The following is a 25,687-nucleotide window of genomic DNA, read 5'->3' as shown; positions in this document are numbered from 1 at the left end:
AGCAAATTGTGTCACCGGCAATGTTGCGTGTTGATGGCTATTTGCCTGTTATGGGCGGTCGGCCGGAGGTCTGTGCTTGCCCGTAGGCCTGGGGTGCTTCCTGACGGACTTTAGGCCCATGGCCGTGAGTAGGGCAGTCCTCAGGGAGCGTGCACGACGGGATCGGCACCTCCCGGCTCGTTCCCGATAGCCTTCCGATCAGGCCAGGTAGTCGTGGACGACTTTCCCGAGGCCGAGCGTCAGATCGGCGAGGATGTGCGTCGTCGAGACGATCTCGACGACCGGCAACTCGGCGACGGGCGCGAGCGCGTGAGGTGAGAGCGCGAGCGCGCCGGGGCCGGTCCAGGCGCCCTTCAGGTCCACGTCCAGCAGGGCATACTCGACGAGTTCGCAGATGCGGGCGGTACCATCGACATGCGGAATGATCTTCAGGAGGAAGTTCGGCGCCTCTAGGGCCTGCCGCACCGCCTTGAGATCGGCCGCACCGTGCTTGTAGCCCATCGTGGCGGTGGCCACGCGCACCGGGCCGTAGTCGAGGGTGCCCACCAGAGTGTCGACCTCCTTGCGGAGGCTGGGGTTCGCGAGCTTCTTCGGAAAGCCCCAGATCTCCCGGCCGCCGGCGATCGGTCCCTCGTCATCGAGGAACATGCAATGCGTGTAGCCGCCCTGGCGCCCGTTGAAGGTGACGGGAATCACCTGGCCGGTCTCGGTGTAGTCGCCGAAGCCGGTCGAGTCCGGCATGCGAATGAACTCGTACTTTACGAGCGGCTCCTCGATCTCGAGCGGCTGGGGAACCACCGCTCGCAGCTTCGCGGGATCGGTCCGGTACGTGATGGTCAGGAATTCACGATCAACGAAACGATACGGTCCGGGCGGGTAGGCCGGGCACGTTAGGGGCATGGCGAAGGCGCGTTCGCGAACCTCTTCGATCTTCATATCGCTTCCCCTCTGTGAGCGTAACGGGAATGAGCATGGTTCGCTGTAACCGGACCTCCAAGACTCCTTGCTCGCAAGCCGCGAGAAATCCTGGTCCCTGGATGCGCAGGCTTCAAAGCGAGCTCTGTGATTAGAGGAAGGGGTGGCCGCTCGGCCAGTCTTACGCGGCACGACGATCGGGCGAGATCGGATCGGGCCACCGCTAACGAGATCGCCGGCCAGCGCTGCCGGGGCGATTGCTGGGGTCGGGCACGACAGAGGGGCCAACATTGGACGCCGATCGCGGGCCAATGTTCGACGCCGTTCGACAGGCTGAGCATCAACCCGGACGCTCGCTCGGTCGAGGAGCTCACGTTGACCCGCTGGGCGCGCTGGTCGCACGGAGAGGTGGATTGCGTAACAGGCGGGCCCTCAACTGCCTCGATCGAGCGGAACTCGATGCTGGTTTGCCAGGCGGAAGGAGCGGATTCCGTACCCTGACCCGGACCGCCAACCAGGAACGGGATCACTCGACCGCCACGATCTCGATCTCTCCTCCGGCAACGGTGGCTACCTCGCCAGCCCGGCGGCCGAGGATAGCTCGTGCGAGGGGCGAGACATAGGATACCGAGCCCCTCCTGGCGTCCGCCTCGTCCTCGCCGACGATCCGGAAGGTCTGCCGCCGCCCGTCCTCCCGATCGAAGGTAACCTTGCTTCCGAACACGGCAGCGCCTGAGGAGCGATCCGGCTGCGTCACCTGCGCGCTCGCCCGGCGCGCCGTGTAGTAGCGAAGGTCCCGTGCCGCCTTCGCCAGGGCTGTCCGGTCGGCCTGCAGATCCCCGGCGGCCTGCGCTGCTGCGTAGGCAGCTCGAGCGGTTGCGAGGGCAGCGTCGAGTTCGGCCAAACCCTCCGGAGTGACCAAGTTGGCGTGCGGAGAGATGGGCCGGTCAGGCACGTGGGCCGCCGCTGCCTCAAGGTCTTCCTCGCGCGTGAACGCGACACTCATATCGGCTCCTTTTCGGCTGAACCGGACATCAGGTGCTTGCCCGCAAGCGGACCTCAGGCCCCCGGATCCAACGCCATTTGCCAGAAGTCAGCCTCAAGCCTCGAGGCCTTCGCAAATAGCGCGGCCAACTCGGCGAACCGCTGTTCAGTCATCGCTCTCGCAGCAAGCGCATCGAGATGCCGGCGCGCGGCTGCCGCAACGAGGGCGTAGGGCTCGCCTGAATACTCCATGATCCACTCTCGATACGGATGGTCCGAGAGGGTCGCGGTTTCCTGAGAAGCTATCCGGGTCGCAATCTCCGCGTAGCCGATGACGCAGGGGGCCAGTGCAACATGAAGGTCGAGCAGGTCGCCCGAAGCACCGCAGTCGAGGACAAAGCGAGTGTAAGCGATCGTTGCGGCATGCTCCGGCGCAGCTTCCAGATCAGCGGCGGAGAGCCCCCAGCGTCCGCAGAGCCGGACGTGGAGATCCATCTCCACATCCAGGATCGCGGACAGGCCGGCTTGTGCAACGCGCATGTCGGCTAGGTTCCGACCCTTGTAGACGGCAAGCGCATATGCCCGAGCGAATTGGATCAGAAACAGGTAGTCCTGAACCAGGTAGGCGCGGAACGCGGCCTCAGGCAGCGTTCCGGTCTGAAGCTGCCGCACGAAGTCGTGCTCGACATATCGAGCCCAGTCGGAGGTAGCGGTGACTCGCAGGCGATCGAAGACGTCCATGGGGTCGGCATCCTGGGCGAACGGAGCTGCGGAGGCTCGGAAGTCTGCTCCGCGATAGCTGTTCTAACCCGACGAGTGTCAATCCAGGTCGACGACGGAATGCCAGTCATGACCTTCCGCGCGCCAGTTCCATGGCATGGCGAACCCCGCAGCCCACATGCCGCGCCGCGCTGCCTCTGCTTTTTCCTCGACCACTACATAGTCCGTGGCGTAGCGCCTGAACGCGACGGCGTGGCCGTCCCTGACGAGCGAGGAGGCCGGCGTGAACACCGTCGAAGGCCCTTGGGGCCCCGATCCGCCAGATCGCCCAGAACGCGGGCGGTGCAAACGTCGTGTCGGAGGTTATTTCGGCTCGCGCGGGGGCAGGTGGCGAAGATAGGTCGCCTCACGATCGGTGCGCGCCTTGATCTCCTCCTCGTAGGCCTGCTTCATCTCCGGCGAAACTGCTACGCGACGGCCCTTCTCCGACTTTCGCCGCGGGGCCTTCGTAAACTTGCTTCCGATCTCCACCATCATCCCCCCCCATGCCAAGTGCGGCCGGGGTGAAATCGCCCTGAAGCCGAACTGGCCTATCCCGCTTAGACTGCACAGGCGGGCGGTTAGCAATCAACCGTGTTGGCGCAGCCCAGCGGGCGCAGTGATCGTGCCGCTGACGGATATGGCAGCCCGGCCTGCATCGTCCGTCAATCTGGAGAAGCGTTGCTCTGCCTGACTCGCATCATAGCGCCGCAATCGCTGGTGGGCAGGAGCATTGCGCGTTCCGCGCCGAGGCAAAGAGTACTCAGGTCGGCACCGGGGTGTACGAAGGAGCCATTCAGCTTCGTCATGACAGCGGAACTTAGGGCAGCGCCCGAGAGCGGACATTCGTGGCTGCGCCGGGCTCGGTCGTGACCGGGCGGTGACCAACAAGCGCTAAGCGGGCATTCTCGACGCGACCTCAGGCACCTATAAGAGGCGCCGCTCACGAGGTCCGATGGCGAAGCCCGAATACCACAAGCTCCTCTGCGACCTGCCGCCGAGCAGGGCGCACCTTCGGGGTGCGCTTTCCCTCGTGGCTGCCCTTGTTCTGGCTTTCGGAGTCACGGTTCCGTTTGCGGGCATTCCCCTCGAGGGGACCGAAGCAGCCGTTCCGGCCTATGCCACGGCGATCTTCATCAACGACATCCTGACGGCCGCGCTCCTTCTTGCGCTGTTCTCGTCCCAGCCGGCGCCGGGCGTGCTGATGCTCGCCTGCGGTTACCTGCTCGCTGGCCTGCTGGCGGTCCCCTGGGCTCTGACCTTCCCGGGGGTTTTTGCGGAGAGCGGCCTCCTCGATGCGGGGGAACAGACTACGGCCGGACTGGCCGCCCTGCGCCGCCTCGGCTTTCCGGCTTTCGTGCTTGCCTACGCGGTTCTCAATTACTTTCGGCCGGAGGGACCACCGCTCGGATCTCGCGCCGGAGCTCGCGCGATCATCGCGATCCTCGGCCTGACAGTGGCGCTCGTGCTCGGTTTCACCATGCTGGTGATCACCCAGGACAGCGCGATGCCGGACCTCATGGCGGGTCCCCTGCAGGCCTCGGGGTTGTGGACCTATGTGGCCGGTTCGGCCGTTGCCCTGTACCTGCTTGCCATCGGCATGCTGCTCGCCCGATGCCGGTCGGTCCTCGACCTCTGGCTCGTCGTCGTTCTGTTCGCGCTGCTCATGGAACTCGTCCTCCTGTCCTTCGTCGGTTCGGGGCGCCGGTTGACGGTGGGCTGGTGGTCTGGACGGGCATACGGTCTCGCGGCGGCGAGCATCGTGCTCGTCCTGATGCTCTGGGAGACAACGACGCTCTACGCTCGCCTGGTGCGATCCATCGGAGCGGAGCGGCGGGCTCGAGAGACGCGGCTCGCCAGCTTCGAGGCACTTTCGGCATCGGTCGCGCACGAAGTGAACCAACCCCTTGCCAGCATGGTGACCAATGCGGATGCCGGCCTTCTCTGGCTCGACAGGCCGCAACCGCAGATAGAAGAGGCCAAGATCGCGTTAGCGCGCGTGATCGAAGAGGGGCATCGAGCCGGCAAGGTTATCGAAGGTATCCGGTCGCTGTTCAGGAATGATGCCCGTGATTTGACATTGGTCGACCTCAATGCGGTCGTAGGCGGAACTCTCACCGACATCAGGCGCTACGCGCGGCTGCACGACGTTGTTGTCGAGCTCGATCTGGAGAAGAATATCGCGCCGGTGTTGGGCAATTCCATCCAGTTGCAGCAGGTCGTGTCCAATCTGGCGTGGAACGGGATCGATGCTATAGGCGAAGTCTCGGACCGCCCCAGAAGCCTCGTTATCCGGACGGCCAAAGAAGGACCAAACAAGGTGACTCTATCGGTCTCCGACACCGGCAGGGGGATGGATCCGGCGAAGGCAGCCGGCTTGTTCGAACCGTTCGTGACCACCAAACCTTCGGGGCTCGGCATGGGCCTGATGATCTGCCGGTCGATCGTGGAGACTCATGGCGGCCGGATCTGGGTGGTCCCGAACAGGCCGCGGGGCTCCGTGTTCAACGTGGCGTTGCCCGTTGCTTCCGGGCCGCCCCAGCGATGAGCGGGGCAAATCCGATCGTTTTCGTTGTCGACGATGACAGGGCCGTCCGCACGTCCCTGGAAGGCCTCCTCCGGTCCGTCGGACAGGAGGTCCGCGCGTTCGAGTCCACTGCCGCCTTTGCCCGGGCGGAGAGGCCGGAAGGGCCGGCTTGCCTCGTCCTGGATGTGCGATTGCCGGACCAGAGCGGGCTCGAGTTCCAGCGTGAGCTTGGCCAGACGGGGCGCTCCCTGCCCATCGTGTTCATCACCGGACACGGGGACGTGCAGATGTCCGTTGCCGCCATGAAAGCCGGCGCCGTCGAGTTCCTGACGAAGCCGTTTCGGCACCAGGACCTGCTGGATGCCGTGCACAGGGCGCTCAGCATCGACAGGGCGCGGCTCGCCCAAGTGGCGGGGCTGGAGGAATTGAGAGGCCGGTTCCGGAAGCTTACCCCGCGCGAGCGAGAGGTCATGGAGCTTGTGGTCGCCGGAAAACTCAACAAGCAGATCGCCGGCGACCTGGCCCTGAGCGAGATCACCGTGAAGGTTCATCGCGGCCAGGTCATGCGGAAGATGGGGGCCGGCAATCTGCCCGACCTCGTCCGGATCTGGGACAAGCTGGCGGTGGCCGGGAGCGCTCCCTAGCCGCCTCGCGCCTTCGGCCGCCGCATAGGCCGTACTGTACCACGGTATAATTGATCCCAACCCATCGGCGCTGGCTCCATGCGTTTGCGCCAGATCCTCTCCGCCCCACGGGGAGATGACGGTGCAGATGGCACCGGAAGCCGGGCTTGGTTCCCCTGATCTGCGTAGTGGACGACGACGATGCCTCTCGCGAGGCGATTTCGGGGTTGGTCCGCGCCCTAGGGCATCGGGTGGCCGAGTTCTCGAGCGCTGACGCGTTTCTCGCGTTCGCCGAAATCGGAAGGGTCGAGGTCTTGATCGCCGACGTGAGAATGCCGGGCATGACCGGGATCGAGCTCTGTGAGCTCATGGCTGCCTCGGGATCGGCGATCCGGACCGTGCTGGTTACGGCCCATCCGAGCGAAGCCGACCGTCAAGGGGCCGCGCGAGTTGGCGCCGCCTTCCTCGTCAAACCCGTGTCGCCCGCCGCCTTGGCCGCTTGTCTCGGCGCGCCCTGATCCGCTGTCCCGGCGCTGATTTCACCCACCCTGCTGCATCTTCGAGGAGCTCCCATGCCGATCAAAGCTACGCCCACCCCCGGCAAGCGTCTGGTTTCGCCGAACGACCACACGCTGATCATGATCGACTTCCAGTCGCAGATGGCCTTTGCGACCAAATCGATCGACGCGGCTCTGCTCCGCAACAACGCCGCCTTGGTGGCCCATGCCGCGGCTGGGTTCAAGGTCTCCACCATTCTCACGACGGTGGCCGAGAAGAGCTTCTCCGGGCCGATGTTCGCGGAGATCACCGACGCGTTCCCGGGTCAGCCCCTCCTGGACCGCACCTCGATGAACACTTGGGAGGACGCGCCCGTCGTCGCGCAGGTGACGAAGATCGGGAAGGATCGGCTGGTCTTCGCCGGTTTGTGGACCTCCGTCTGCATCGTCGGCCCCGTCCTGTCCGCGATCGACCAGGGCTACGAGTGCTACGTCATCGCGGATGCCTGCGGGGACATCTCGGAGGAGGCGCACGATCGGTCGATGGACCGCATGGTCCAGGCTGGCGCGCAGCCCATGACGGCGCTGCAATACCTGCTGGAGCTCCAGCGCGACTGGGCCCGCACCGACACCTACGACATGACGACGGGCATCGCGAGGAAGTTCGGCGGCGCCTACGGGCTGGGCATCATCTACGCCAAGACGATGTTCGGTGCTTCCGAGGGGCACTGACGCCCGGCCGGCTCTCGCGCGCGGTGTCGCGGCCGCGGCACCCCGCCTTCGATGCGAGCCTGAGTTCCAGGCCCGCGCCTGACGAGCAGTACAAAACAGGAGCCATCACAATGGCCACGATCACCACCGCTGACGGCGTCGAGATCTACTTCAAGGATTGGGGTCCGAAGACGGCGCAGCCGATCATGTTCCATCACGGCTGGCCCCTCAGCGCGGACGACTGGGACGCCCAGATGCTCTTCTTCCTGGAGCAGGGGTTCCGGGTGATCGCCCATGACCGCCGCGGGCACGGGCGCTCTGCTCAGGTCGCTACGGGCCACGACATGGATCACTACGCCGCCGATGCCGCGGCGGTGGCGGACCACCTCGACCTCCGCAACGCCGTGCATATCGGCCATTCGACCGGCGGCGGGGAGGTGGCGCGGTACGTCGCCCGGCACGGGCTGCCCAAAGGCCGCGTTGCCAAGGCGGTTCTGGTCAGCGCGGTTCCGCCGCTGATGCTCAAGACCGAGGCCAATCCCGGCGGCCTGCCGCTCGACGTCTTCGACGGTTTCCGGAAAGCGCTGGCGGACAATCGCGCCCAGTTCTTCCTCGATGTGGCGAGCGGGCCCTTCTACGGGTTCAACAGGGCGGGTGCGACCGTGCACCAGGGCGTGGTCACCAACTGGTGGCGCCAGGGCATGATGGGCAGCGCCAAGGCCCATTACGACGGGATCAAGGCGTTCTCCGAGACCGATCAGACCGAAGACCTTCGGGCGATCACGGTGCCGACGCTCGTGCTTCACGGCGAGGATGACCAGATCGTCCCCATTGGCGCGAGCGCCCGCCTGTCGATCAAGCATCTCCCGAACGGCATCCTCAAGACCTATCCGGGCTTCCCGCACGGGATGCTGACGACGCATCCGGCGGAGCTCAACGCCGACCTCCTGGCCTTCGTCAAGCAGCCCGGCTGAGCTGCCGGAGGCTCGGGGCGCAGCGCCCGGTCCCATGACGATGAAACTCTATCTCGTCTCGCTCGGAGCGGGGCTGCTGGTCGGTGGCATCTACGGGTTGCTCAACGTCCGCTCGCCCGCGCCGCCGATCGTCGCGCTGCTTGGACTGCTCGGCATCCTGCTCGGGGAGGCCGCGGTCTCGTACCTCCGGGGCCACCCGGACGTGCTCGCGTCCCTCGGGCACCGGAAGACCTTCCACAACGGAGCCAAGCCGGAGCGCGAACCGTCGCGACCGGACAGCGGGAGCGCTGGATGATGGAGCAGTCGAAAACCGGACGTCGCCCCGTCCTCGCGGGTTTCGGGGCCAGTGCCCTCGCCACCCTGCTGCCGGACCCTTCTCGGAGCCAGACCATGGACCGCGCTGCCGACCTCGTCGTGACCAATGCCCGCATCACGACTCTCGACAGGACGAAGCCTGAAGCGACAGCGCTGGCGGTGCGCGACGGTGTGTTCGTGGTGGTGGGTGACGAGCGCGAGGCGATGGCGGTCCGGGGCGCCGGAACGCGCGTGATCGACGCGGGTGGCCGGCGCGTCATTCCAGGGTTGTGCGACAACCACCTGCACGTCATCCGCGGCGGGCTCAACTTCAACCTGGAACTCCGATGGGACGGGCTCCGGTCGCTCGCGGACGCGATGAACAGGCTCAAGCGCCAGGTGGAGCGCACCCCGCCACCGCAATGGGTCCGCGTCATCGGCGGCTTCACCGAGCACCAGTTCGTGGAGAAGCGCCTGCCGACGATCGATGAGATCAACGCGGTCGCGCCCGACACGCCGGTCTTCATCCTCCACCTCTACGACCGCGCGCTGCTGAACGGGGCCGCTCTGCGGGCCGTCGGCTACACGCGGGAGACGCCGGACCCACCGGGCGGCGAGATCGTCAGGAACGAGCGTGGCGACCCGACCGGGCTGCTGATCGCGAAACCCAACGCCACCATCCTCTACGCGACCCTGGCAAAGGGTCCGAAGCTGCCGCTCGACTACCAGGTGAACTCGACGCGCCACTTCATGCGCGACCTGAACCGCCTCGGGGTGACCAGCGCGATCGATGCGGGCGGCGGCTACCAGAATTACCCGGAGGATTACGAGGTCGTCTCGAAGCTCGCCGCCGACGGGCAGCTCACCATCCGCCTCGCCTACAACCTGTTCACGCAGAAGCCTAAGGCGGAGAAGGACGATTTCCTGCGCTGGACCTCGTCGGCCCGTTATGGCCAGGGCGACGATTACTTCCGGCTGAACGGAGGCGGCGAGATGCTCGTCTTCTCGGCGGCCGACTTCGAGGATTTCCGCGTCGAGCGGCCGGAAATGCCGGCCTCCATGGAGGAAGACCTGGAGGGTGTGGTCCGCGTCCTCGCCCAGAACCGCTGGCCGTGGCGCCTCCATGCCACCTACGACGAGACGATCACGCGCGCCCTCGACGTGTTCGAGAAGGTCGATCGGGAGATCCCGCTGAAGGGCCTGAACTGGTTTTTCGACCACGCCGAGACGGTCAGCGACAAGAGCCTGGAGCGGATCGCCGCGCTGGGCGGCGGCGTCGCCGTGCAGCACCGCATGGCCTACCAGGGCGAGTATTTCGTTGAGCGGTACGGCAACCGTGCCGCCGAGCGCACGCCTCCGGTCGCCAGGATGCTGGAGATGGGCGTTCGCACCTCTGCCGGCACCGACGCCACGCGCGTCGCCTCCTACGACCCATGGGTCTCGCTGTCCTGGCTCGTCACGGGTCGGACGCTCGGTGGCCTGAAGCTGTATCCCGAGGCCAACTGCCTGGATCGCGAAACCGCTCTCCGCATGTGGACGGAGAATGTCGGCTGGTTCTCGAACGAGGACGGGAAAAAGGGGCGGATCGAGCCTGGGCGCCTGGCCGACTTCGCGGTTCTCGACCGGGACTACTTCGCCGTTCCCGGAGAGGAGATACGCGAGATCGAGTCGCTGCTGACAGTTGTCGGCGGAAAGGTCGTCTATGGCGCGGGGGACCTCGCCGCACACGGTCCGCCACCGCCTCCGGCCCTGCCGGATTGGTCGCCGGTGAACACGTTCGGCGGCTACAACAAGCGCGCCTCCGCCGAGACAGACCGGAAATACGCCTTCGCGGCGTCCGCATGCTCCTGTGATGCGGCGTGCAACCTCCACGGCCACGCGCATGCCCGGAGTTGGGGGGCGGACGTGCCCGTCAACGATGGCGCGTTCTGGGGTGCCCTCGGCTGCTCCTGCTGGGCGTTCTGAGATGGCGGCTTCTCGCACCCATGCGTCGACCCTGGCGCCCGCCGGGTGGGTGTCCGGCCTGCTGGACCTTCCCGGACTGGGCTGGATCGCGCGGATCTTCCTCGCTGCGCCCTTTATCGGCAGCGGCCTCGGCAAAGCCTTCGATTTTCCAGCCGCGACGGAAGAGGCTGCCTCCCTCGGGCTTCGGCCGGTCAGCCTCGTGGCCGCTGCCGTCATCCTGGTCCAACTCGCGGGATCCGGCCTGTTCCTGACCCGGCGCTGGTGCTGGCTAGGCGCCGGATTGCTGGCCGGCTTCACGGTTGTGGCGACGCTGATCGCGCATCCGTTCTGGCACTTCGAGGGGCTCGAACGGGTTCGGCAGACCGCGACCTTCCTCGAACATCTCGCGATCGTGGGCGGCTTCCTGGCCGCAGCTCTCCTCGTGAACGGCCGTCGACGATGAGCGCGGTGGACATCGCCCCGCCACCGGCGGCCTCCGCGCCGCCGGGCGCTTTCGCACCCCTCAAGCAGCGCCTGTTCGCGGTGCTCTGGCTTGCGACCGTGCTCGGCAATGTCGGCAGCTTCATGCGCGACGTGGCGAGCGCTTGGCTCGTCACCGACCTGTCGCCGTCCCCCTTCGCCGTCTCGGCCATCCAGGCGGCCGGCACCCTGCCGGCCTTTCTGCTCGCAATTCCGGCCGGAGCACTGTCCGACATCCTCGACCGCCGCTACCTTCTGATCGGCATTCTCGCCTTTCTCGCGGGCGTCAGCTCGCTTCTCTCGGTGCTTGCCGCCACGGGGCAGGCATCTGTCGAGAGCCTTGTCGCCCTCACGTTCCTCGGCGGGATCGGAGCCGCTCTCGCCGCCCCGAGCTGGCAGGCGATCGTGCCCGAGCTCGTTCCCCGCTCCGACCTGAAGGCGGCGGTCGGGCTGAACTCACTCGGGTTCAACATCGCGCGGGCGATCGGGCCCGCCGTCGGCGGTCTCCTGGTCGCAGTCGTCGGGGCGTCCGTGACCTATCTGTTCGACGTCGGAAGCGATCTCGTCGTCATCGCGGCCCTGCTCTGGTGGAAGCGGAGGATCGCTCCGAGCGACGGGCTTCGCGAGCATCTCGGCGGCGCACTCCGGGCCGCCCTCCGCTATGCACGCGCGAGCGCCACCTTGCGCAGCGTTCTGCTGCGTTCCGCTATCTTCTTCCTGTGCGCCAGCGCGATCTGGGCCCTGCTGCCGATCGTGGCACGGCGCGAACTCGGCGGTGGACCGGGCCTGTACGGCCTGCTGCTCGGTGGCGTCGGGTTGGGGGCGATCCTCGGCGCGGTCCTCATGCCCCGGCTGAGGGCGAGGCTTGGCCAGGACGGCCTGCTCACCGCTGCGATGGGGCTGATGGCGGCCGTGATCGCCTTCATGGCGATCGTGAATGCGGCCGCCGCCGCGCTGCCGGCGACGCTCGTGCTGGGGATCTGCTGGATCGTCGTCCTGACCACCCTGAACGGCACCGTCCAGGCCATCCTTCCGGACTGGGTGCGTGGCCGCGGCCTCGCCGTCTACCTCACGGTCCAGGGCGGCGCGATGACGGTTGGAAGCCTGTTCTGGGGCGCCTGCGCGGGACGTATCGGCGTCCCCGCGACGCTGCTGGCGGCCGCGGGCGCCTTGGCGCTGGTCGCCGGGGTCACGGCATTCCGGCGCTTGGCGCTTCCCGCAGGCGAGGCCGACCTCACGCCTTCCGGACATTGGACCGAGCCGGAGGTCGCAACGGCGCCGGAGCACGACCGTGGACCGGTCATGGTCAGCGTCACCTATCGCATCCCGGCCGAGCGACGTGGGCCGTTCCTCGCCGCGCTCGCCCGCTTCGGCGAGGAACGGCGCCGCGACGGTGCCTATGCCTGGGGCGTCGCCGAGGACGCGGCCGACCCGGAGCGGATCGTCGAATGGTTCTTCGTCGAATCCTGGGCCGAGCACCTGCGGCAGCACCGGCGCGTATCGAAAGCCGATGCGGACATCCAGGCGGAGCTGTTGGGCTACCATGTCGGTGAGGCGGCACCCGAGGTCACTCACCTTCTCGGCCTCAGCCTGCCGCGATGAGCGCGCGCCGGCCAGTCATCGGAGCTCTCTTGCTCGCGCTCGCTCCCGCATTTGCGTCGGCGGAGCGAGCTTCTCCACCAAGCTTCACGAATAGCCGCCATGGCGAGGACTGGCGCTACCTGCGCGAGCCCGGGAACCGGACGGGTGCGGAATGGGAGCGCTACAAGTTCGTTCCGCTCGATGGTGAAGGCCAGAGCTTCCTGACGCTCGGGGCGGACCTGCGGCTGCGCTACGAGGGATACCGAAACAACTTCTGGGGTGATCCGCCCAAACCGAACGAGGGCTACGGCTGGTCGCGGATCCTGCCCCACGCCGACCTGAATATCGGCCCCGATTTCCGGCTCTTCGGGCAGATGGTCGGGGCCTGGGCGGACAGGAGCCGCCTGACGAAGGGACCCGTCGATGAGACCGGCCCGGACCTGCTCCAGGCCTTCGGCCAGTGGCGGATCGGGGCGGATGGGGTCGGCACCGTCCTGACCGCCCAAGGGGGGCGCCAGTTGGTGGCCTACGGATCGGAGCGCCTGATCGGGTTACGGTTCGGGCCGAACGTGCCTCTCGCCTTCGATGGAGCGCTCGTCAGGGCCGAAGGGGGCGCCTGGAGGATCGACGGCTTCTTTCTGCGCCCGGTCGAGAACAACCTCCACGGCTTCGACGACCGCACGGATGGCAGCCGCCGAGCCTACGGCGTCTATGCAACACGGGAGCTTCCCGAGATCGGCGCGGGGGCCGGGATCGACCTCTACTGGATCGGCTACCACCGGGCGAATGCCCGTTTCAACGCAGGGGTCGGCACCGAGGACCGACAAACCGTCGGAAGCCGCCTGTTCGGGGCGCTGGGCAACTGGGCCTGGAATCACGAAGCCATGCTGCAGTTCGGACGCTTCGGTCAGGACGACATTCTGGCCTGGTCGCTCGCGACCGTGACACGCTACACTTTCCGGGACTTGCCGTACCTCCCGTTCCTCGAACTCAGGGCGAATGTGATCAGCGGCGACGGCAATGCCGGGGACGGCACGCTCGGCACCTTCAACGCCCTGTTCCCCAAGGGGAAGTATTTCGGCGAGATCGGACTACTCGGCCCCTACAACCTGACGAACCTGCATCCTGTCGTGGGTGTCGATCTTGGCTCCGGCTTGTCCCTCTCCGCGGCGGCCGTGTTCTACTGGCGCGAGTCCCTAGCCGACGGAATCTACGGCAACCCGGGCAATCTGCTTCGCCCGGCCGGCGTGAGCCGGGCCCGGTACATCGGAACGCAGGCCGAACTCGTCCTGGGCTGGGAGGCGACCCGGAACCTGTCCTTCGAGGTCTCGTATGCCGCTTTCGTGCCCGGCCGCTTCATCGAGGAGACCGGTCCATCGAGGCTCGTCCAGTTCATCGGAGCCGAGGCCCAGATCCGATTCTGAGAGCGGCAAAGAAGGGAACTTTCCCGGACCGCAGTGAAATCCAGACGCAGTGAATTCTCTCATCCTCACAATCCGCATGGAGATCACGTCATGATGGGTTCGAGCAAAGCGCGCGAACGGCGGGTCGCGAATTTCGGCGTGCCATGGGAAGATGCCTACGGCTATGCACAGGCCGTAGAGGTCGATGGGGTGATCTACGTCTCGGGGCAGGTCAGCCACGACCGGGATGGTACCCTGATCGCCCCGGCGCCGCTCAACGAGGCCGGCCGGCCAACATCCTATTCCAACACCGAGGCGCAGCTCCGACGCTCCTACGAGAACGCCGCCAGTCTCCTCGGCGAATTCGGGGCAACACTGGACGACGTCGTCGAGGAAACGCTCTTTGTCATCGACATAGAGGCAGCCTTCGCGGCGGCCGGCAAGGTTCGCAAGGTGATGTATGCTAGCGACAAGCCACGGGTCGCGAGCAACCTCATTGGGGTGTCGCGCTTGGCCTTTCCTGAACTCCTGGTGGAAGTGGCCTTCAGAGCTATCCCCGGGCGCGGCGGGGCGGCCTGACATGGTGCGCTATCCCAGGGGGAAGCTGCTTGCGTCGTGGGGGACGCGAGATTGGCTGACGCACGAGGCCTCCCTGCAGCTTGCTTAGCCGAGCCCGCCCCGCAATGCCGCTAGCCGCTCCAGGCACTCGGGTCCGTCACGCTGGTCGAGGAATTCCCAAGCCGACCTTCGGGTTTCGGCCAGCTTGGTCTTAGACGCGCCAGGAGCGGAACTTGGCTGCGAGCCGGAGAGCGGACCTCCGACGTCGGCCTGGGCACTCGTGCGCAAACGCTCCAGCCTAGACAACCCGACGCACCCAGCGAGCGAGTACGTCAAGAACCTCGGCCATGACCTCAACGTCTTTCCGCCCCGAGCGGGCCGGAACGTGGAACGCGTGATCGGCGCCATCGACCGTGTGGAGCGTCGCCCCGGGGCCAAGGTCGGCGACTACCGATCTTATGAGTGAGACTTCCGCGAGCGCATCGTTTGTCCCTTGCAGAAACAAGAGTGGGAGATCGACATCCGCTAGATGCGTCGGGCGTTCGGTCGAGGGCCTGCCTGCGGGATGCAGCGGGAAGGCCAAGAACGCCAGCCCGCGCACGTTCGGAAGTGGCTCCAGCGCTTGGGCCTGCGCGGTCATGCGGCCGCCGAACGATCGGCCACCGGCGACAAGAGCGACGCCTGGCAGGAGACGGGCAGCTTCGGTCACCGCCGCCCTGACCGTTGCATGCGCCAGCGGCGGCGAGTCCGGCCGCTTCGACCCGGCCTGCATGAAGGGGAACTGGTACCGAAACGTCGCGATGCCACGATCCGATAGACCGGAAGCCACCAAGGCCACGGACGGGTGGTCCATTCCGGCGCCTGCCCCGTGTGCCAGGACGAGGCAGGCCCGAGCACCATCGGGGTGCATGAGGCGTCCGGAGACGCTACGTCCTGGACTGACCTCGAAGCTGACAGCCCGAAACTCGTTCATGGTGGTTCGCTCACAACGTGATCAAACATCGGACACGGCCCGTGGCCGACGTCCTCTCCTGATCATAGATGGGGACTCGTTCACCCATCGCGCCTACCACGGTCTGCCGAAGACCATCCGGCGAGCCGGCAACAAGGGTGGCGGCGCAATCGTCGGCTTCGCCAATATGCTCCTGCACTTCTACGCCGAGGAGCGGCCCAGAGCTGTTGTGGTTGGCTGGGACACGCTGGAGGCGCCTACTCACCGGAGCCGCGCCTTTCCGGCCTACCAGTCCGGCCGCCATTTCAATGATGAGCTGGTCGAGCAGCTTGCTCTCTTGCCCGCCCTCGTTGCCGCCTGTGGCTTCGTGAACGCCAAGGCCGCTGGATACGAGGCTGATGACTTTCTGGCCGCTGCCGTTCGGCGGGAAGAGCGAAAGGGCGGTCGGTCCCTGGTGGCGAGCGGCGATCGCGATGCGTTCCAACTCGCCTCGGAGCTGACCACCATCCTGCATCCGGTGCGCGCCGGCGAAATGGCCCGGATCGGACCAGTTGAGGTGCGCGAGCGGTACGGCGTCGATCCCGGTCAGGTGCCGGACTTCATCGCGCTGCGAGGCGATCCGTCCGACAAGCTACCGGGCGCGCGTGGGATCGGGGCAAAGACGGCTGCAAGCCTGCTGCAACGGGCAGGCAGCCTGGAGTCGCTTCTCTCCGAAGGCCGCTTCGCCGATCAGGCAGCCGATCTTCGATTGTTCCGCCAGATCGCGACGATGGACGCCGAAGCGCCGCTGCCGCCCATACGAGATCAGAAGCCGACCTGGGAAAGAGCAGCCAGGCCCGCATCAGAGTGGGGGCTCGATCGGCTCGCCGAGCGGCTGGAGGGACTGGGCAAGGAGACACGCCCGAGGATGAGGCCGCCAGCCCCGGCACGAACGCGGCTGCGGATCGCCACCTTCAACATCAACGACGTCAATCGGCGCCTGCCGAACCTCCTGGCTTGGCTTGCGAAGGAGAAGCCGGACGTTGTCTGCCTCCAGGAGCTCAAGGCCGAGAACGACGACTTCCCTGCGGGCGCGATCAAGGTCGCCGGCTACAAGGCCGTCTGGAGCGGCCAGCGCTCCTGGAACGGAGTCGCAATCCTGGCGCGGGACGCGGAGCCGGTCCTTACCCGCACCGAGCTTCCAGGCGATCCGGAAGACAAGCAAGCCCGCTACATCGAAGCCGCCGTCCGCGGCGTGATCGTCGCCTCCATCTACCTGCCCAACGGAAACCCGCAGCCTGGGCCCAAATTCACCTACAAGCTCGCCTGGTTCGAACGCCTGATCGCTCATGCGGCCACGCTGCTCGCGGCGGGGGTGCCGGTGGTGCTTGCGGGTGATTACAACGTGGTCCCGACCGACCAGGACACCTACGGGACGCGCTCGTACGCAAAGAACGCTCTGCTGCAACCCGAACCTCGCGAGGCGTACCGTCGGCTGCTCGACCAGGGCTGGACGGATGCCTTACGGGAGCTTCATCCCAGCGAGGCCATGTTCACGTTCTGGGACTACAAGCGGGATCGCTGGTCGCGTGACGCCGGACTGCGGCTCGATCATCTGCTCGTCAGTCCAGATCTGAAACCTCGCCTGAATAGGGCTGGTGTGGACCGCTGGATCCGGGGCGAGCCTGACGCCAGCGATCACGCTCCAGCCTGGATCGAGCTGAGTTGAGGCTGATTGAGCTGACAAAGCTCCCTCCCGCTGCGCGCCATGAGCAGACTTGAGGTGCCTGTCCAGAAGCGTTCTTAAGCAAACCGGCATCCGCCGCTTCCCTACTCACGTTGAATCAAGCACCCACGCAGGCTCTCGCTTCCGAACCGCCCTTGAGACGAGCATGATTTCTCGGATTGCAGGCTGCCCTTCGACCCTATCAGGAACTTGCGTTCTGGCAGGGCACGTCACGCGGCGCTGATGCCCCCGTTCACGCTGATTGCCTGCCCGGTCAGGCGGGCAGCGGCTGCGCTGGCCAAGAAGACGATGAGAGGGGCGATGTCGTCCGGCTCGACGACGCCCAGGTGAGCCGCTCCTTCCGCCTTGGCGAACAGCTTTTCGCTGAACGGCTCGGCCTGGATCCGCTCATATGTCCGGGTGCCCCGCACGATCGAGGGCGTGATCGCGTTCACCCGGACGCCCAATCGCTTCGCTTCAAGTGACAGCCCGCGGCTGAACATGACGATGCCCGCCATCGCGGCGCCGATCACGGCCTCTCCGGGAGTTCCGACCTTCGCGGCGTCGGAGGCCACGTTGATGATGGCTCCGGAGCGCTGGCCGTACATGCTAGGCAGCACGGCCCTGCACATCAGGATCACCGGGTCCAGGCAGTTATGCGCGACCTGGACGGCGCCCTCCGCCGTTTGCTCGTGGAACAGCTTGGGCAGGTGGTCGCCGCCGGCGCTGTTGACGAGGACGTCGACGCCTCCGAAGGCCGCTTCGGCTTCGGCGACGATGCGCGCGGCGTCCCCAGCGACCGTGACGTCTCCCGACACGAAGAGCGGTCGGGTCCCGTCGCTCAGCTCCTTCAGGCGACGACAGGCGGCCGCGCCCCGCGCCTCGTCGCGGCCAGCCAGCACGATTTTCCGTGAGCCTGCGTTCACGAAGGCCTCCGCAGTCGCAAGGCCGATCCCCGACGTTCCCCCGGTGATGAGGATCCGCGCTTCGGCAAGTTCAGCTGACGTCATGATGCCACTCCGACTGCGAGCACGTCCGACCATTGCTCGATTTCATGCCGAAGGATCTTCCCGGTCGTGCTGCGCGGGAGGCGCTCCTCGGGGACGAACAGGATGTGCTTCGGCCGCTTATACCCGGCGAGTTCCCGGCGGCAGCGATCCAGGAGCTCCTCGGCCGTGATGCTGCCGTCGAGCACGGCAACCACGGCGATGGGCACCTCGCCCCAATCCCGGTCCGCCCGCCGGACCACGACGGCGTCTCTGACCCTGCTGTCGGCCAGGAGCACCCGCTCGATCTCGGCGGGGTAGATGTTCTCGCCACCAGATTTGATCAGGTATTTTGCCCGATCGGCGAAGGACAGCGTGCCATCCGGAGCGCGGACGAACATGTCGCCCATATGGTACCAGCCATCCCTGAACTCGCGGGCATTGGCCTCGGACGCATTGAAGTAGCCGCTGAACAGGGTCGGTCCCTTGAACAGGAGCTCGCCGGCAACCCCGTCCGGAACGTCGAGACCGTTCTCGTCGACGAGCCGGTAGTCGCACAGCGCGTTCACCTGCTTTGCCAGGTTGGTCGGCTCCATCCCGGCGGGGATCCGGCCCGCCGATGCGGGCGGCAATCCCGTTTCCGTCGATCCGAACGTATTCGCGTACGGCGCACCGAGCAGCCCTGTCAGCTCGGCCAAGAGGCGTCGGGGCAATAGGTCCGCCATGACCCCGACGAGCCGGACACCCTTCGGTCGGATCGAGCGCCCGCGCATCGCGGCGACGAACGGTTCGACCACGCCCGGCATCAGAACCAGCCACCACTGCGCGCGTTTCTCTACCTCCGCGAGAACCCTCTCGAGATCGAAGCCGTCGACGATCACGGCGGTGCCGCCGAGGCAGATCACATGGATGCACTGCTCGGTCGCGATCATGTGGAACATCGGCGGCCAAGCGACGAAGGTGTCGCCGACCCGGAGATCGAAATCGAGCGCATTGACGAGCATTCGTGCGATCTCCGCGCGATGGCTCAGGAGCGCACCTTTCGGCCGGCCGGTGGTGCCGCTGGTGTAGATGATGAGCAGCCCGTCTTCCGGTTCAACGTGCCCGTCCGGCTCTGCGGCCGAACTGGCCGCGAGAGACGCCTCGTATTCGCTTCCAAGGACGGCCAGGACGCCAGCGTGGGGCCTGAGGGGCGCGGCCTGGTGGCGGAAGCGCTCGGACAGGATCACCATCTTCGGCGCGACCAACTCGACGCAATAGGCGAGCTCGTTCTCCACCAGGCGCCAGTTCAGGGTCGCCACGATGGCGCCGAGCTTGGCGGCCGCGAAGACGATCTCCAGGTACTCGATGCGGTTCTCGGAGCAGAGCGCGACGCGATCGCCCCGCCCGACGCCTTGCGAGGCGAGAAACGCTGCCGTTCGGTTCACCCGCTCGTTGAAGTCCCGGAACGAGAGGGCGCGGCATCCGTCGTCGACGGCGATCGCATCGGGCCGTGAGCGGGCTTGGTTGCGGAGCATCGTGCCGATCGTGAGCTGCCCCGCGAGGGCGATCTCCGGCGGGATTGCCGGCATGGTCGAGGTCGTGTCCGCGTTCATGCGCTCTTCCGCTGTTTGGCTTCGCCGCGGGCCTGCGCAGCAGGCGAGCCCTCGATGAGGGGCGCGAGCCGCTCCCATGGGACGAGGCCTCCGAGGAGAACGCGAAGGCCGCGCGCCAAATATTCGTCAGGCGTGATCTGCCGATCCAGCCGCCACGCGCTCACCGGCCAGCTCTGAATGGAGATGAGGCACAGATAAGCGAGCATCGTCTCGTCGACAGGCGGGAAATCCCCGCTCTCGACGCAGGCTGCGACGCGGCGCGCGACGAGCTCGGCCAGGGATCGCTCTCGCGCCTTGATCTGCTCCAGCCGATCCCGCCTGAGCTGGCTTGCTTCGCGGTACCCTAGGCGCGCGGCGGCCTTGTGGGCCACCACCACGGTCGACAACCCGGACAGCAGCGCGACGAAACGTTCGAGCGGCTCGGCCGCAAGGCATTCGTTTCGCTCGATCTCGACCTCGTAGGCGGACACGACCTCCTCGATCACAAGATAGAGAAGGTCCTGCTTGTCCTCGACATACTGGTAGATCATCCCGACGCTGACTTCGGCGCACTTGGCGACATCCTGCATCGTCGTCAGGTGATAGCCACGGCTGGCGAAGGCCTCCGCCGCCGCGGCGAGGATGGTCGGAAGGCGGCGTTCGATCAGCTTCCGATCGTCGACCCGTCTCTTCATCCAGTCAGTCCCAACCTCGTCGGCCCGATTCCGGCGAGCGGCCGCCTCGCATCAGCGTTGACGCCGAAGGCGAAGCATCGTGGTGTCGAACGAGTACTCCGCAATCTGGTGATACGTATAACTCTTGTCGCGGAACGCTGTTTGGGACTCGAGCATCCGGCGGAAGAGATCGTTCGTCGTGGCAATCTCCTTCAAGAGCTCGTTGGTCTCTCGGGCCAGAACCTCCAGCACCTCGGGCGAGAAGCTGCGCAGTTGCGCCCCCGCCTGGATGAGGCGGACGAGAGCGTCTGGATTTTCGGAATCGAAGCGGGCTTGCATGGCGGTGTTGCAGGCCATGGCGGCGACCTCGATGGCGCGCTGATACCTCTTGGGCAGCTTGTTCCATTGCTCGAAATTAACAAGGGTCACGATGATCGAGCCGCCTTCGTGCCATCCGGGATAGTAGTAGTATGGCGCCACACGTACGATGCCGAGTTTCTCGTCGTCGAATGGACCGATGTATTCGAGGCCGTCGATCGTCCCTCGCTCGAGCGCTGAGTAGATGTCGGATGCAGGGATCTGCTGAGGTGTGGCTCCTACTCTCGCGAGGACCTCGCCGGCAAAGCCGGCGACGCGGAACTTGAGGCCCTTCAGATCGCCGGGCGTCTTCACCTCGCGGCGAAACCAGCCGCCCATCTGCGTTCCCGTGTTGCCGCTGGGCAGGCCGTATACGTTGTGCTTCCGGTAGAGCTCCTGAAGGAGCTCGTTGCCGCCCTTGTAGTACAGCCAGGCATTCTGCTGGCGGGCGTTGATCATGAAAGGCAGGGTGGATCCGAACGCGAATGCCGGGTCCTTCCCGTAGAAATAGGTCGGCGCGGTCTGGGTGAGCTCGATGGTGTTGGACGCGGTCGCATCGAGGACTTGCGTGCCGCCGACGATCTCGCCCGGGCCGAACAATTGTACGCGCAACCGTCCGTCCGTGAGCTCGGAGACCATCGAGGCGAACAGCTCGGCAGTCCCGAACATGACACCAAGATTCTTCGGAAAGCTCGTCACCATGCGCCAGTTGAACTCGGGCGCCGATTGCGCAATCGCCGGCGCGGCAACGGCTGCCGATGCCCCGGCGCCAAACGTGGCCAAAAGACGTCTACGATTCATGTTGTTCCTCCCTTTCGTTGTTGCTGCCCACCTGTGATGCGCGGCTTCAGGGCGGCTCCGTCTTCGCCGCACGGAACAAGACCCGCCACGCCCCAGCTTTCTCTGCCAGGAAGATCGGCTCGACCGTGAGGCCGATCGCGAGAGCGGATACCGGCGTTTCGACGAGGTTCGTCACCAGGCGGATTCCCTGCGCATCCGGGAACTCGACGAGCCCGACGACATAGGGCGGATCCGGCGCGTTGCCCTCGGGATCGAACGCGTGGCGCACGACGGTCCAGGAGAAGAGCTGCCCGCGTCCGTCGACGGGCTCCCAACCGATGTCGGCGCTCCGGCAGCTAGGGCAAAGCTTCATCGGGTACCAGTGGAAGCGCGTGCACGAGGTGCAGCGCGGGAATGCGAGCCGACGCTCCTGCAGGGCCGCGAAGAACGGCCGGAATTCGGCCGCGCGGCCGTCGTTCTCACGCCCGCTCATCGGGTGAGGATCGCCACGCCGTAATCCGGGGGCGAGAACCCGCCGACGAGCCCGATCTCGGCGCCCAGGACCTGCGCATCACCGGCATCGCCGCGCAATTGCCGGACAGCCTCCACGACATGCTCGATCCCGAGACGATAGCTGTAGGACAGGAGGCCGCCATGCGTGTTCACGGGGAGCCGGCCGTCGATCGTAATCCCCTGCTCGCGCATGAAGTGCGCGCCATCTCCCTTGCGGCAGAAGCCGAGATCCTCGATCTGGGCCAGGCAGGAGATCGTGAAGCAATCGTAGATCTCGGCGAAATCGACATCGCCGAGCGAGATTTTCGCGCTCCGCTGCGCCTGGTCCGATGCCCGCGTCGCGGCCGGGGTCGTGAGGAGCGGCGAGGGTTGCGTGAACACGTCGTCGCCCGGCACGGGGGCGCTCGCGAAGCCGACGCCGCGGACCTCGACCGGAACGCGCCGAAGATCGCGCGCTCGCTCCCGGCTCGTTACGACATAAGCGCCGGCGCCATCGCTGATGAGGCAGCAATCCGGGACGCGCAGCGGATCGGCCACGAGGCGGCTCGAGAAGTATCCGTCCCGGTCGAGCGGCTTGCGGTTCTGCGCGCGCCCGGTCCGGATCGCGTTGTGTCGGTGCGCGACCGCGATGTCGGCGAGGTCCTCTTCGCGAAGCCCGAACTCGTGCATGTAGCGGCGCGCCCAGAGAGCGAAATAGGCGGGTTGCGCCGAGAACCCGTAGGGCTTCTCGAAGGCAGCCTTGGCCGGGTAGGCGTCATGGAACGCGTATGGCCCGCCCGGGCGCGAGCCCCAGTCGACGCCGAAGTACACGAGAACGGCACGGGCGCGCCCGCTTGCGATCGCCATCTCGGCCAGCATGGGCGCCGCAACGACGGCCGCCCCTCCATAGGACAGGCTCGCGCTAAAACTCAGTGTCATCCCGAGCTGCGCGGCGAGCCAGTCAGCGGGCACTGTCCCCGGCATGATAACGGAATCGGTGACGATCCCATCGACCTCGGACCCGCCCAGGCCCGCATCCGCCAGGGCGTCCGTACAGGCCTCTAGGACGAGCGCTCGAATGTCCTTCCCCGACTGGCGAGCGGGCGCAGTCTCCCCAATACCAACTATCGCGACCAAGCATCCCTCCTGGTGTGAGCGAATGTTCGTTCACTCACCAATTATGTCAAGCCGTGAGTGGGCATGTTGCGCCACAACCGGAACTTGGGCCAGCGCCCGAGGGCGGACATTCCGGATCACGCCCACCCCGGCCGTAGAACGTTGGCGAGTATGCTCCTGGAAGCAGACATCGAAGCCTGCCGAGACGGTAGACGCCTCGGCAGAGGGCTCGTCCCAGGCGCGCCCGAGCAGCTTCGGTTGAGCTGTGCCGAGCTTGAGCGCAGGCGAGCGAAACGACGCGCAGACGAGGGGCAATAAGATCCCCTCGTAGCGTCCGACGGGCATGGCTTCGTGGCGGTCAGGGCCGCGGGACAATGTGGTTGCCTAGGCGTTGCCGTAGTTGCGCGAACAGGAGACGCTGATGTTCTTTGACAGTTGGGCTGGGCTCCTAAGGGTAGTGATCGTAGGCGTCCTCGCGTACGCGGCCCTTGTTCTGTTTTTGCGCGGCTCGGGCAAGCGCACGCTTGCGAAGCTCAACGCCTTCGATCTTGTGGTTACGGTCGCGCTCGGCTCGACGCTATCGTCCATCATTCTCACGAAATCGGTCGCCCTGCTCGAAGGCATCCTCGCCTTCGCAGTTTTGATCGCGCTTCAGTTTATGATTACCTGGCTCTCAGTCCGATCCAGTCACTTCAAACAGCTGATCAAGGCTGAACCCGCGCTACTTCTGCGTAATGGAGCCGTCCTCGACGGGGTGATGAAGCGCGAACGGGTAAGCCGAGAGGACCTTTTGTCCGCAGTTCGGTCTCAGGGCGTCGGAGACATCTCCGAGATCGCCGCGGTAGTGCTGGAAACGGACGGATCCATCAGCGTCGTCCGGAATGCGTCGCAAACCCAGAGCAGTCTCGGCAATGTACAGCCGGAATGAGAGATGCTTCTGGTTCGCACCCCGCTCGATGGTCCAAATGTAGTCATCTGGGTTGCGCTGAGCCCAAGCTCTCAGCCTAGCGACTTTGTTCAGGCGTAACCCTCCACACCGTGTTGGATAGGTCGTCAGCGACGATCAAGGCGCCGCGCGGGTCAACCGTAACGCCGACAGGTCGACCGCGTGCATTTCGGTCGGCGTCAAGGAAGCCGGATACAAACTCGATTGGGTCGCCGGCCGGCTTGCCGTCCCGGAAAGGGATGAAGACCACCCGGTAGCCGACCGGCACGCTTCGATTCCAGCTGCCATGCTCGCCGACAAACACGCCGTCGGTGAACGTCCCTCCTACGGCGGGGTTGGAGAAAGCGACGCCGAGCGCCGCCACATGCGGCCCCAGAGCATAGTCCGGAATGATGGCCGAAGCGACCTTCTGCGGGTTCTGGGGTCGGACCCGGGTGTCAACGTTCTGCCCCCAATAACTGTAGGGCCAACCATAAAATCCACCTTCACTCACCGCGGTAAGATAGTCCGGCGGCACGTTGGGGCCGATCTCGTCCCGCTCGTTCACGACGGCCCAGAGCTGTCCCGTTCCCGGCTGTATGGCGAGGGCGGTCGGGTTGCGGAGACCGGTCGCGTAAGGCTTGTGCGCCCCGGTCTGAGCGTCGATCTGCCAGACTTGCGCCCGGTTGGTCTCGACGTCCATGCCGCGTTCAGTGATATTGCTATTGGACCCGATGCCGACATAGAGGAATCGCCCGTCCGGGCTCGCGGTCATCGCCTTGGTCCAGTGATGGTTGATGGCAGAGGGCAGATCCGTCACCTTCGTTGGCGGGCCGCTCGCCTCCGTCTGGCCATCACGATAGTCAAAGCGCACCACCGCATCCTGGTTGGCGACGTAGATGAAGCCGTTGGCCAGGGCGAGCCCGTAAGGAGCGTTGAGACTGCCGGCGAAGATGCCGCGGGTCTCATAGACACCGTCACCATCCGCGTCGCGCAGCAGCGTCAGCCGATTCCCCCCCTTTGTGGAGCTCTTGCCCAGGCTTTTGATGTAGCTCGCGATGATGTCCTTGGGCTGCAGCGCGGGCGCGTTGCCGCCCGAACCCTCCGCGACCAGAATATCACCGTTCGGCAGAACCAGGGTCTGTCGGGGGATCATCAGGTCGGTAGCGATCGCATCGATCTTGTAGCCTTCCGGTACGATGGGCCGATCGTCCCCCCACCTTGCCGGTCTCGGGATCACCATGCTTGGCAGAAGGCCTCGCTCCGGCTGGGGGATCGTGGGGCTTGGCCCGTATTGCGGCGGCGGGGGCTCACTCCCGCAGGCGGACAGACCTGCCGCCAGCGCCCCGATCACAAGGAGCTCGCGCATCAGCCCACCTCTTCGATTCGAAATCCCGAATAGCCCCTCCACGCCGCAACGAGAGCCAAAATGGTTGTGGCAGCTGAGAGATACAGGCCCTCCGGCATTGTCGCCCAGGCATCCTTGGCGTGAACGAGAGCGTTGATAAATCCGAGCACCCACATAACAAGCAGCACGCCAACATAGGCGATTGGCATTCTCTCGCCTGCTCTCCAGGCGAGGACCAGTCCAACCAGGGCCCAAAGCAAAGCCCCGGTTGCACCGATCATTCCGCCGACGATGAGCCACGATGAGAAATTGGACCACTGGACGTGGTAGGTCTCCCAATAGGCGACATCGCTGAGCAGCGCGCCCGGGAACATCGACAGCGGAAAGGCGAGCAGGATCGCGTGAAGAGGATGGAGTGTCCTTCGCAAAATCGAGCCGGAAAGGACGAGCAAGGTAACTCCTCTGACTCACGGGCCGCGGCGGCTGCGCTTAGCGCCATCCGTCAATGCATCATTGCGGGGGAGGTTT

General features: G+C 65.9%; 25 protein-coding genes and 1 pseudogene. 14 read left to right on the top strand and 12 right to left on the bottom strand.

Annotated elements, in window-relative coordinates:
- Nucleotides 1–198 precede the first annotated feature (198 nt).
- The 3 genes from ACO2SS_RS06105 to tenA form a co-directional block, all read right to left on the bottom strand.
- Nucleotides 199–936 (bottom strand): acetoacetate decarboxylase, encoded by a 738-nt coding sequence (locus ACO2SS_RS06105; protein WP_423276700.1) that lies wholly within the window; start codon nt 934–936, stop codon nt 199–201.
- A gap of 505 nt (nt 937–1,441) precedes the next feature.
- Complete coding sequence (gene greA, locus ACO2SS_RS06100; RefSeq protein WP_423276699.1) at nt 1,442–1,921, bottom strand: transcription elongation factor GreA; 480 nt, start codon at nt 1,919–1,921, stop codon at nt 1,442–1,444.
- 53 nt (nt 1,922–1,974) lie between these two features.
- Nucleotides 1,975–2,640 (bottom strand): thiaminase II, encoded by a 666-nt coding sequence (gene tenA / locus ACO2SS_RS06095; RefSeq protein ID WP_423276698.1) that lies wholly within the window; start codon nt 2,638–2,640, stop codon nt 1,975–1,977.
- Nucleotides 2,641–3,613: 973 nt separating this feature from the next.
- Here tenA and ACO2SS_RS06090 point away from each other — a divergent pair.
- The 11 genes from ACO2SS_RS06090 (at nt 3,614) to ACO2SS_RS06040 (ending at nt 14,271) form a co-directional block, all read left to right on the top strand.
- Nucleotides 3,614–5,206 (top strand): sensor histidine kinase, encoded by a 1,593-nt coding sequence (locus ACO2SS_RS06090; protein WP_423276697.1) that lies wholly within the window; start codon nt 3,614–3,616, stop codon nt 5,204–5,206.
- Nucleotides 5,203–5,829: a response regulator transcription factor gene (locus ACO2SS_RS06085; RefSeq protein ID WP_423276696.1), complete on the top strand. Its 627-nt coding sequence runs from the start codon at nt 5,203–5,205 to the stop codon at nt 5,827–5,829. The genes ACO2SS_RS06090 and ACO2SS_RS06085 overlap by 4 nt, the downstream gene beginning before the upstream one ends.
- 146 nt (nt 5,830–5,975) lie before the next feature.
- Nucleotides 5,976–6,326, top strand: coding sequence for a response regulator transcription factor (locus tag ACO2SS_RS06080; RefSeq protein WP_423276695.1), 351 nt, complete (start codon nt 5,976–5,978; stop codon nt 6,324–6,326).
- Nucleotides 6,327–6,386: 60 nt separating this feature from the next.
- On the top strand, nt 6,387–7,037 hold the full coding sequence (locus ACO2SS_RS06075) for a hydrolase (protein WP_423276808.1): 651 nt from the start codon (nt 6,387–6,389) through the stop codon (nt 7,035–7,037).
- Between the two features lie 110 nt (nt 7,038–7,147).
- A complete protein-coding gene (locus ACO2SS_RS06070) occupies nt 7,148–7,990 on the top strand; it encodes an alpha/beta fold hydrolase (protein WP_423276694.1) in 843 nt (280 codons plus the stop codon).
- 40 nt (nt 7,991–8,030) lie between these two features.
- The gene (locus tag ACO2SS_RS06065; RefSeq protein WP_423276807.1) at nt 8,031–8,285 is read left to right on the top strand and encodes a DUF1427 family protein; all 255 of its coding nucleotides are present in this window, start codon (nt 8,031–8,033) and stop codon (nt 8,283–8,285) included.
- Nucleotides 8,285–10,249, top strand: coding sequence for an amidohydrolase (locus tag ACO2SS_RS06060; RefSeq protein ID WP_423276806.1), 1,965 nt, complete (start codon nt 8,285–8,287; stop codon nt 10,247–10,249). Before ACO2SS_RS06065 ends, ACO2SS_RS06060 begins: the two co-directional genes overlap by 1 nt.
- 1 nt (nt 10,250) lies before the next feature.
- Nucleotides 10,251–10,691 (top strand): DoxX family protein, encoded by a 441-nt coding sequence (locus ACO2SS_RS06055; RefSeq protein ID WP_423276693.1) that lies wholly within the window; start codon nt 10,251–10,253, stop codon nt 10,689–10,691.
- The gene (locus ACO2SS_RS06050; RefSeq protein WP_423276692.1) at nt 10,688–12,310 is read left to right on the top strand and encodes an MFS transporter; all 1,623 of its coding nucleotides are present in this window, start codon (nt 10,688–10,690) and stop codon (nt 12,308–12,310) included. The genes ACO2SS_RS06055 and ACO2SS_RS06050 overlap by 4 nt, the downstream gene beginning before the upstream one ends.
- 29 nt (nt 12,311–12,339) lie before the next feature.
- Nucleotides 12,340–13,713: an alginate export family protein gene (locus tag ACO2SS_RS06045; RefSeq protein WP_423276691.1), complete on the top strand. Its 1,374-nt coding sequence runs from the start codon at nt 12,340–12,342 to the stop codon at nt 13,711–13,713.
- A 90-nt stretch (nt 13,714–13,803) separates the two neighbouring features.
- The gene (locus tag ACO2SS_RS06040; RefSeq protein WP_423276690.1) at nt 13,804–14,271 is read left to right on the top strand and encodes a RidA family protein; all 468 of its coding nucleotides are present in this window, start codon (nt 13,804–13,806) and stop codon (nt 14,269–14,271) included.
- A 277-nt stretch (nt 14,272–14,548) separates the two neighbouring features.
- On the opposite strand, the gene ACO2SS_RS06035 is transcribed toward ACO2SS_RS06040, so the two are convergent.
- Nucleotides 14,549–15,223 carry an alpha/beta family hydrolase gene (locus tag ACO2SS_RS06035; RefSeq protein WP_423276689.1) on the bottom strand — a complete coding sequence of 225 codons (675 nt, stop codon included), beginning with the start codon at nt 15,221–15,223 and terminating at the stop codon, nt 14,549–14,551.
- Here ACO2SS_RS06035 and ACO2SS_RS06030 point away from each other — a divergent pair.
- Nucleotides 15,159–15,983: pseudogene (locus ACO2SS_RS06030) on the top strand (5'-3' exonuclease); the annotation flags it as partial. The gene ACO2SS_RS06035 and the pseudogene ACO2SS_RS06030 overlap by 65 nt on opposite strands.
- A 156-nt stretch (nt 15,984–16,139) precedes the next feature.
- Nucleotides 16,140–16,910, top strand: coding sequence for an exodeoxyribonuclease III (locus ACO2SS_RS06025; RefSeq protein WP_423276805.1), 771 nt, complete (start codon nt 16,140–16,142; stop codon nt 16,908–16,910).
- A 227-nt stretch (nt 16,911–17,137) separates the two neighbouring features.
- On the opposite strand, the gene ACO2SS_RS06020 is transcribed toward ACO2SS_RS06025, so the two are convergent.
- Genes ACO2SS_RS06020 through ACO2SS_RS05995 form a run of 6 tightly spaced genes read right to left on the bottom strand, consistent with a single transcriptional unit; the run spans nt 17,138 to nt 22,907 of the window.
- The gene (locus ACO2SS_RS06020; RefSeq protein WP_423276688.1) at nt 17,138–17,917 is read right to left on the bottom strand and encodes an SDR family NAD(P)-dependent oxidoreductase; all 780 of its coding nucleotides are present in this window, start codon (nt 17,915–17,917) and stop codon (nt 17,138–17,140) included.
- Nucleotides 17,914–19,488, bottom strand: a complete 1,575-nt coding sequence (locus ACO2SS_RS06015; protein ID WP_423276687.1) for a class I adenylate-forming enzyme family protein — start codon at nt 19,486–19,488, stop codon at nt 17,914–17,916. Before ACO2SS_RS06015 ends, ACO2SS_RS06020 begins: the two co-directional genes overlap by 4 nt.
- Complete coding sequence (locus ACO2SS_RS06010) at nt 19,485–20,162, bottom strand: TetR/AcrR family transcriptional regulator (protein ID WP_423276686.1); 678 nt, start codon at nt 20,160–20,162, stop codon at nt 19,485–19,487. Before ACO2SS_RS06010 ends, ACO2SS_RS06015 begins: the two co-directional genes overlap by 4 nt.
- 51 nt (nt 20,163–20,213) lie before the next feature.
- Nucleotides 20,214–21,299 carry a TRAP transporter substrate-binding protein gene (locus tag ACO2SS_RS06005; protein ID WP_423276685.1) on the bottom strand — a complete coding sequence of 362 codons (1,086 nt, stop codon included), beginning with the start codon at nt 21,297–21,299 and terminating at the stop codon, nt 20,214–20,216.
- A 46-nt stretch (nt 21,300–21,345) separates the two neighbouring features.
- Nucleotides 21,346–21,771 (bottom strand): Zn-ribbon domain-containing OB-fold protein, encoded by a 426-nt coding sequence (locus ACO2SS_RS06000; RefSeq protein ID WP_423276684.1) that lies wholly within the window; start codon nt 21,769–21,771, stop codon nt 21,346–21,348.
- Nucleotides 21,768–22,907: a thiolase family protein gene (locus ACO2SS_RS05995; RefSeq protein WP_423276683.1), complete on the bottom strand. Its 1,140-nt coding sequence runs from the start codon at nt 22,905–22,907 to the stop codon at nt 21,768–21,770. Before ACO2SS_RS05995 ends, ACO2SS_RS06000 begins: the two co-directional genes overlap by 4 nt.
- 400 nt (nt 22,908–23,307) lie before the next feature.
- Between ACO2SS_RS05995 and ACO2SS_RS05990 the strand changes: the two genes are divergently transcribed.
- On the top strand, nt 23,308–23,814 hold the full coding sequence (locus tag ACO2SS_RS05990) for a DUF421 domain-containing protein (protein ID WP_423276682.1): 507 nt from the start codon (nt 23,308–23,310) through the stop codon (nt 23,812–23,814).
- Between the two features lie 76 nt (nt 23,815–23,890).
- Here the strand turns inward: ACO2SS_RS05990 and ACO2SS_RS05985 are convergent, their stop codons facing one another.
- Together ACO2SS_RS05985 and ACO2SS_RS05980 are read right to left on the bottom strand one after the other, a co-directional pair.
- Nucleotides 23,891–25,180, bottom strand: a complete 1,290-nt coding sequence (locus ACO2SS_RS05985) for a PQQ-dependent sugar dehydrogenase (protein ID WP_423276681.1) — start codon at nt 25,178–25,180, stop codon at nt 23,891–23,893.
- Complete coding sequence (locus ACO2SS_RS05980; RefSeq protein WP_423276680.1) at nt 25,180–25,611, bottom strand: DUF2231 domain-containing protein; 432 nt, start codon at nt 25,609–25,611, stop codon at nt 25,180–25,182. The genes ACO2SS_RS05985 and ACO2SS_RS05980 overlap by 1 nt, the downstream gene beginning before the upstream one ends.
- Nucleotides 25,612–25,687 lie beyond the last annotated feature (76 nt).

This window comes from Enterovirga sp. CN4-39, assembly GCF_049446235.1.
Lineage (GTDB): Bacteria > Pseudomonadota > Alphaproteobacteria > Rhizobiales > Beijerinckiaceae > Enterovirga.
The sequence above is the reverse complement of the archived record's forward strand: the minus strand, read 5'-3'. Positions and strand labels throughout refer to the sequence as shown.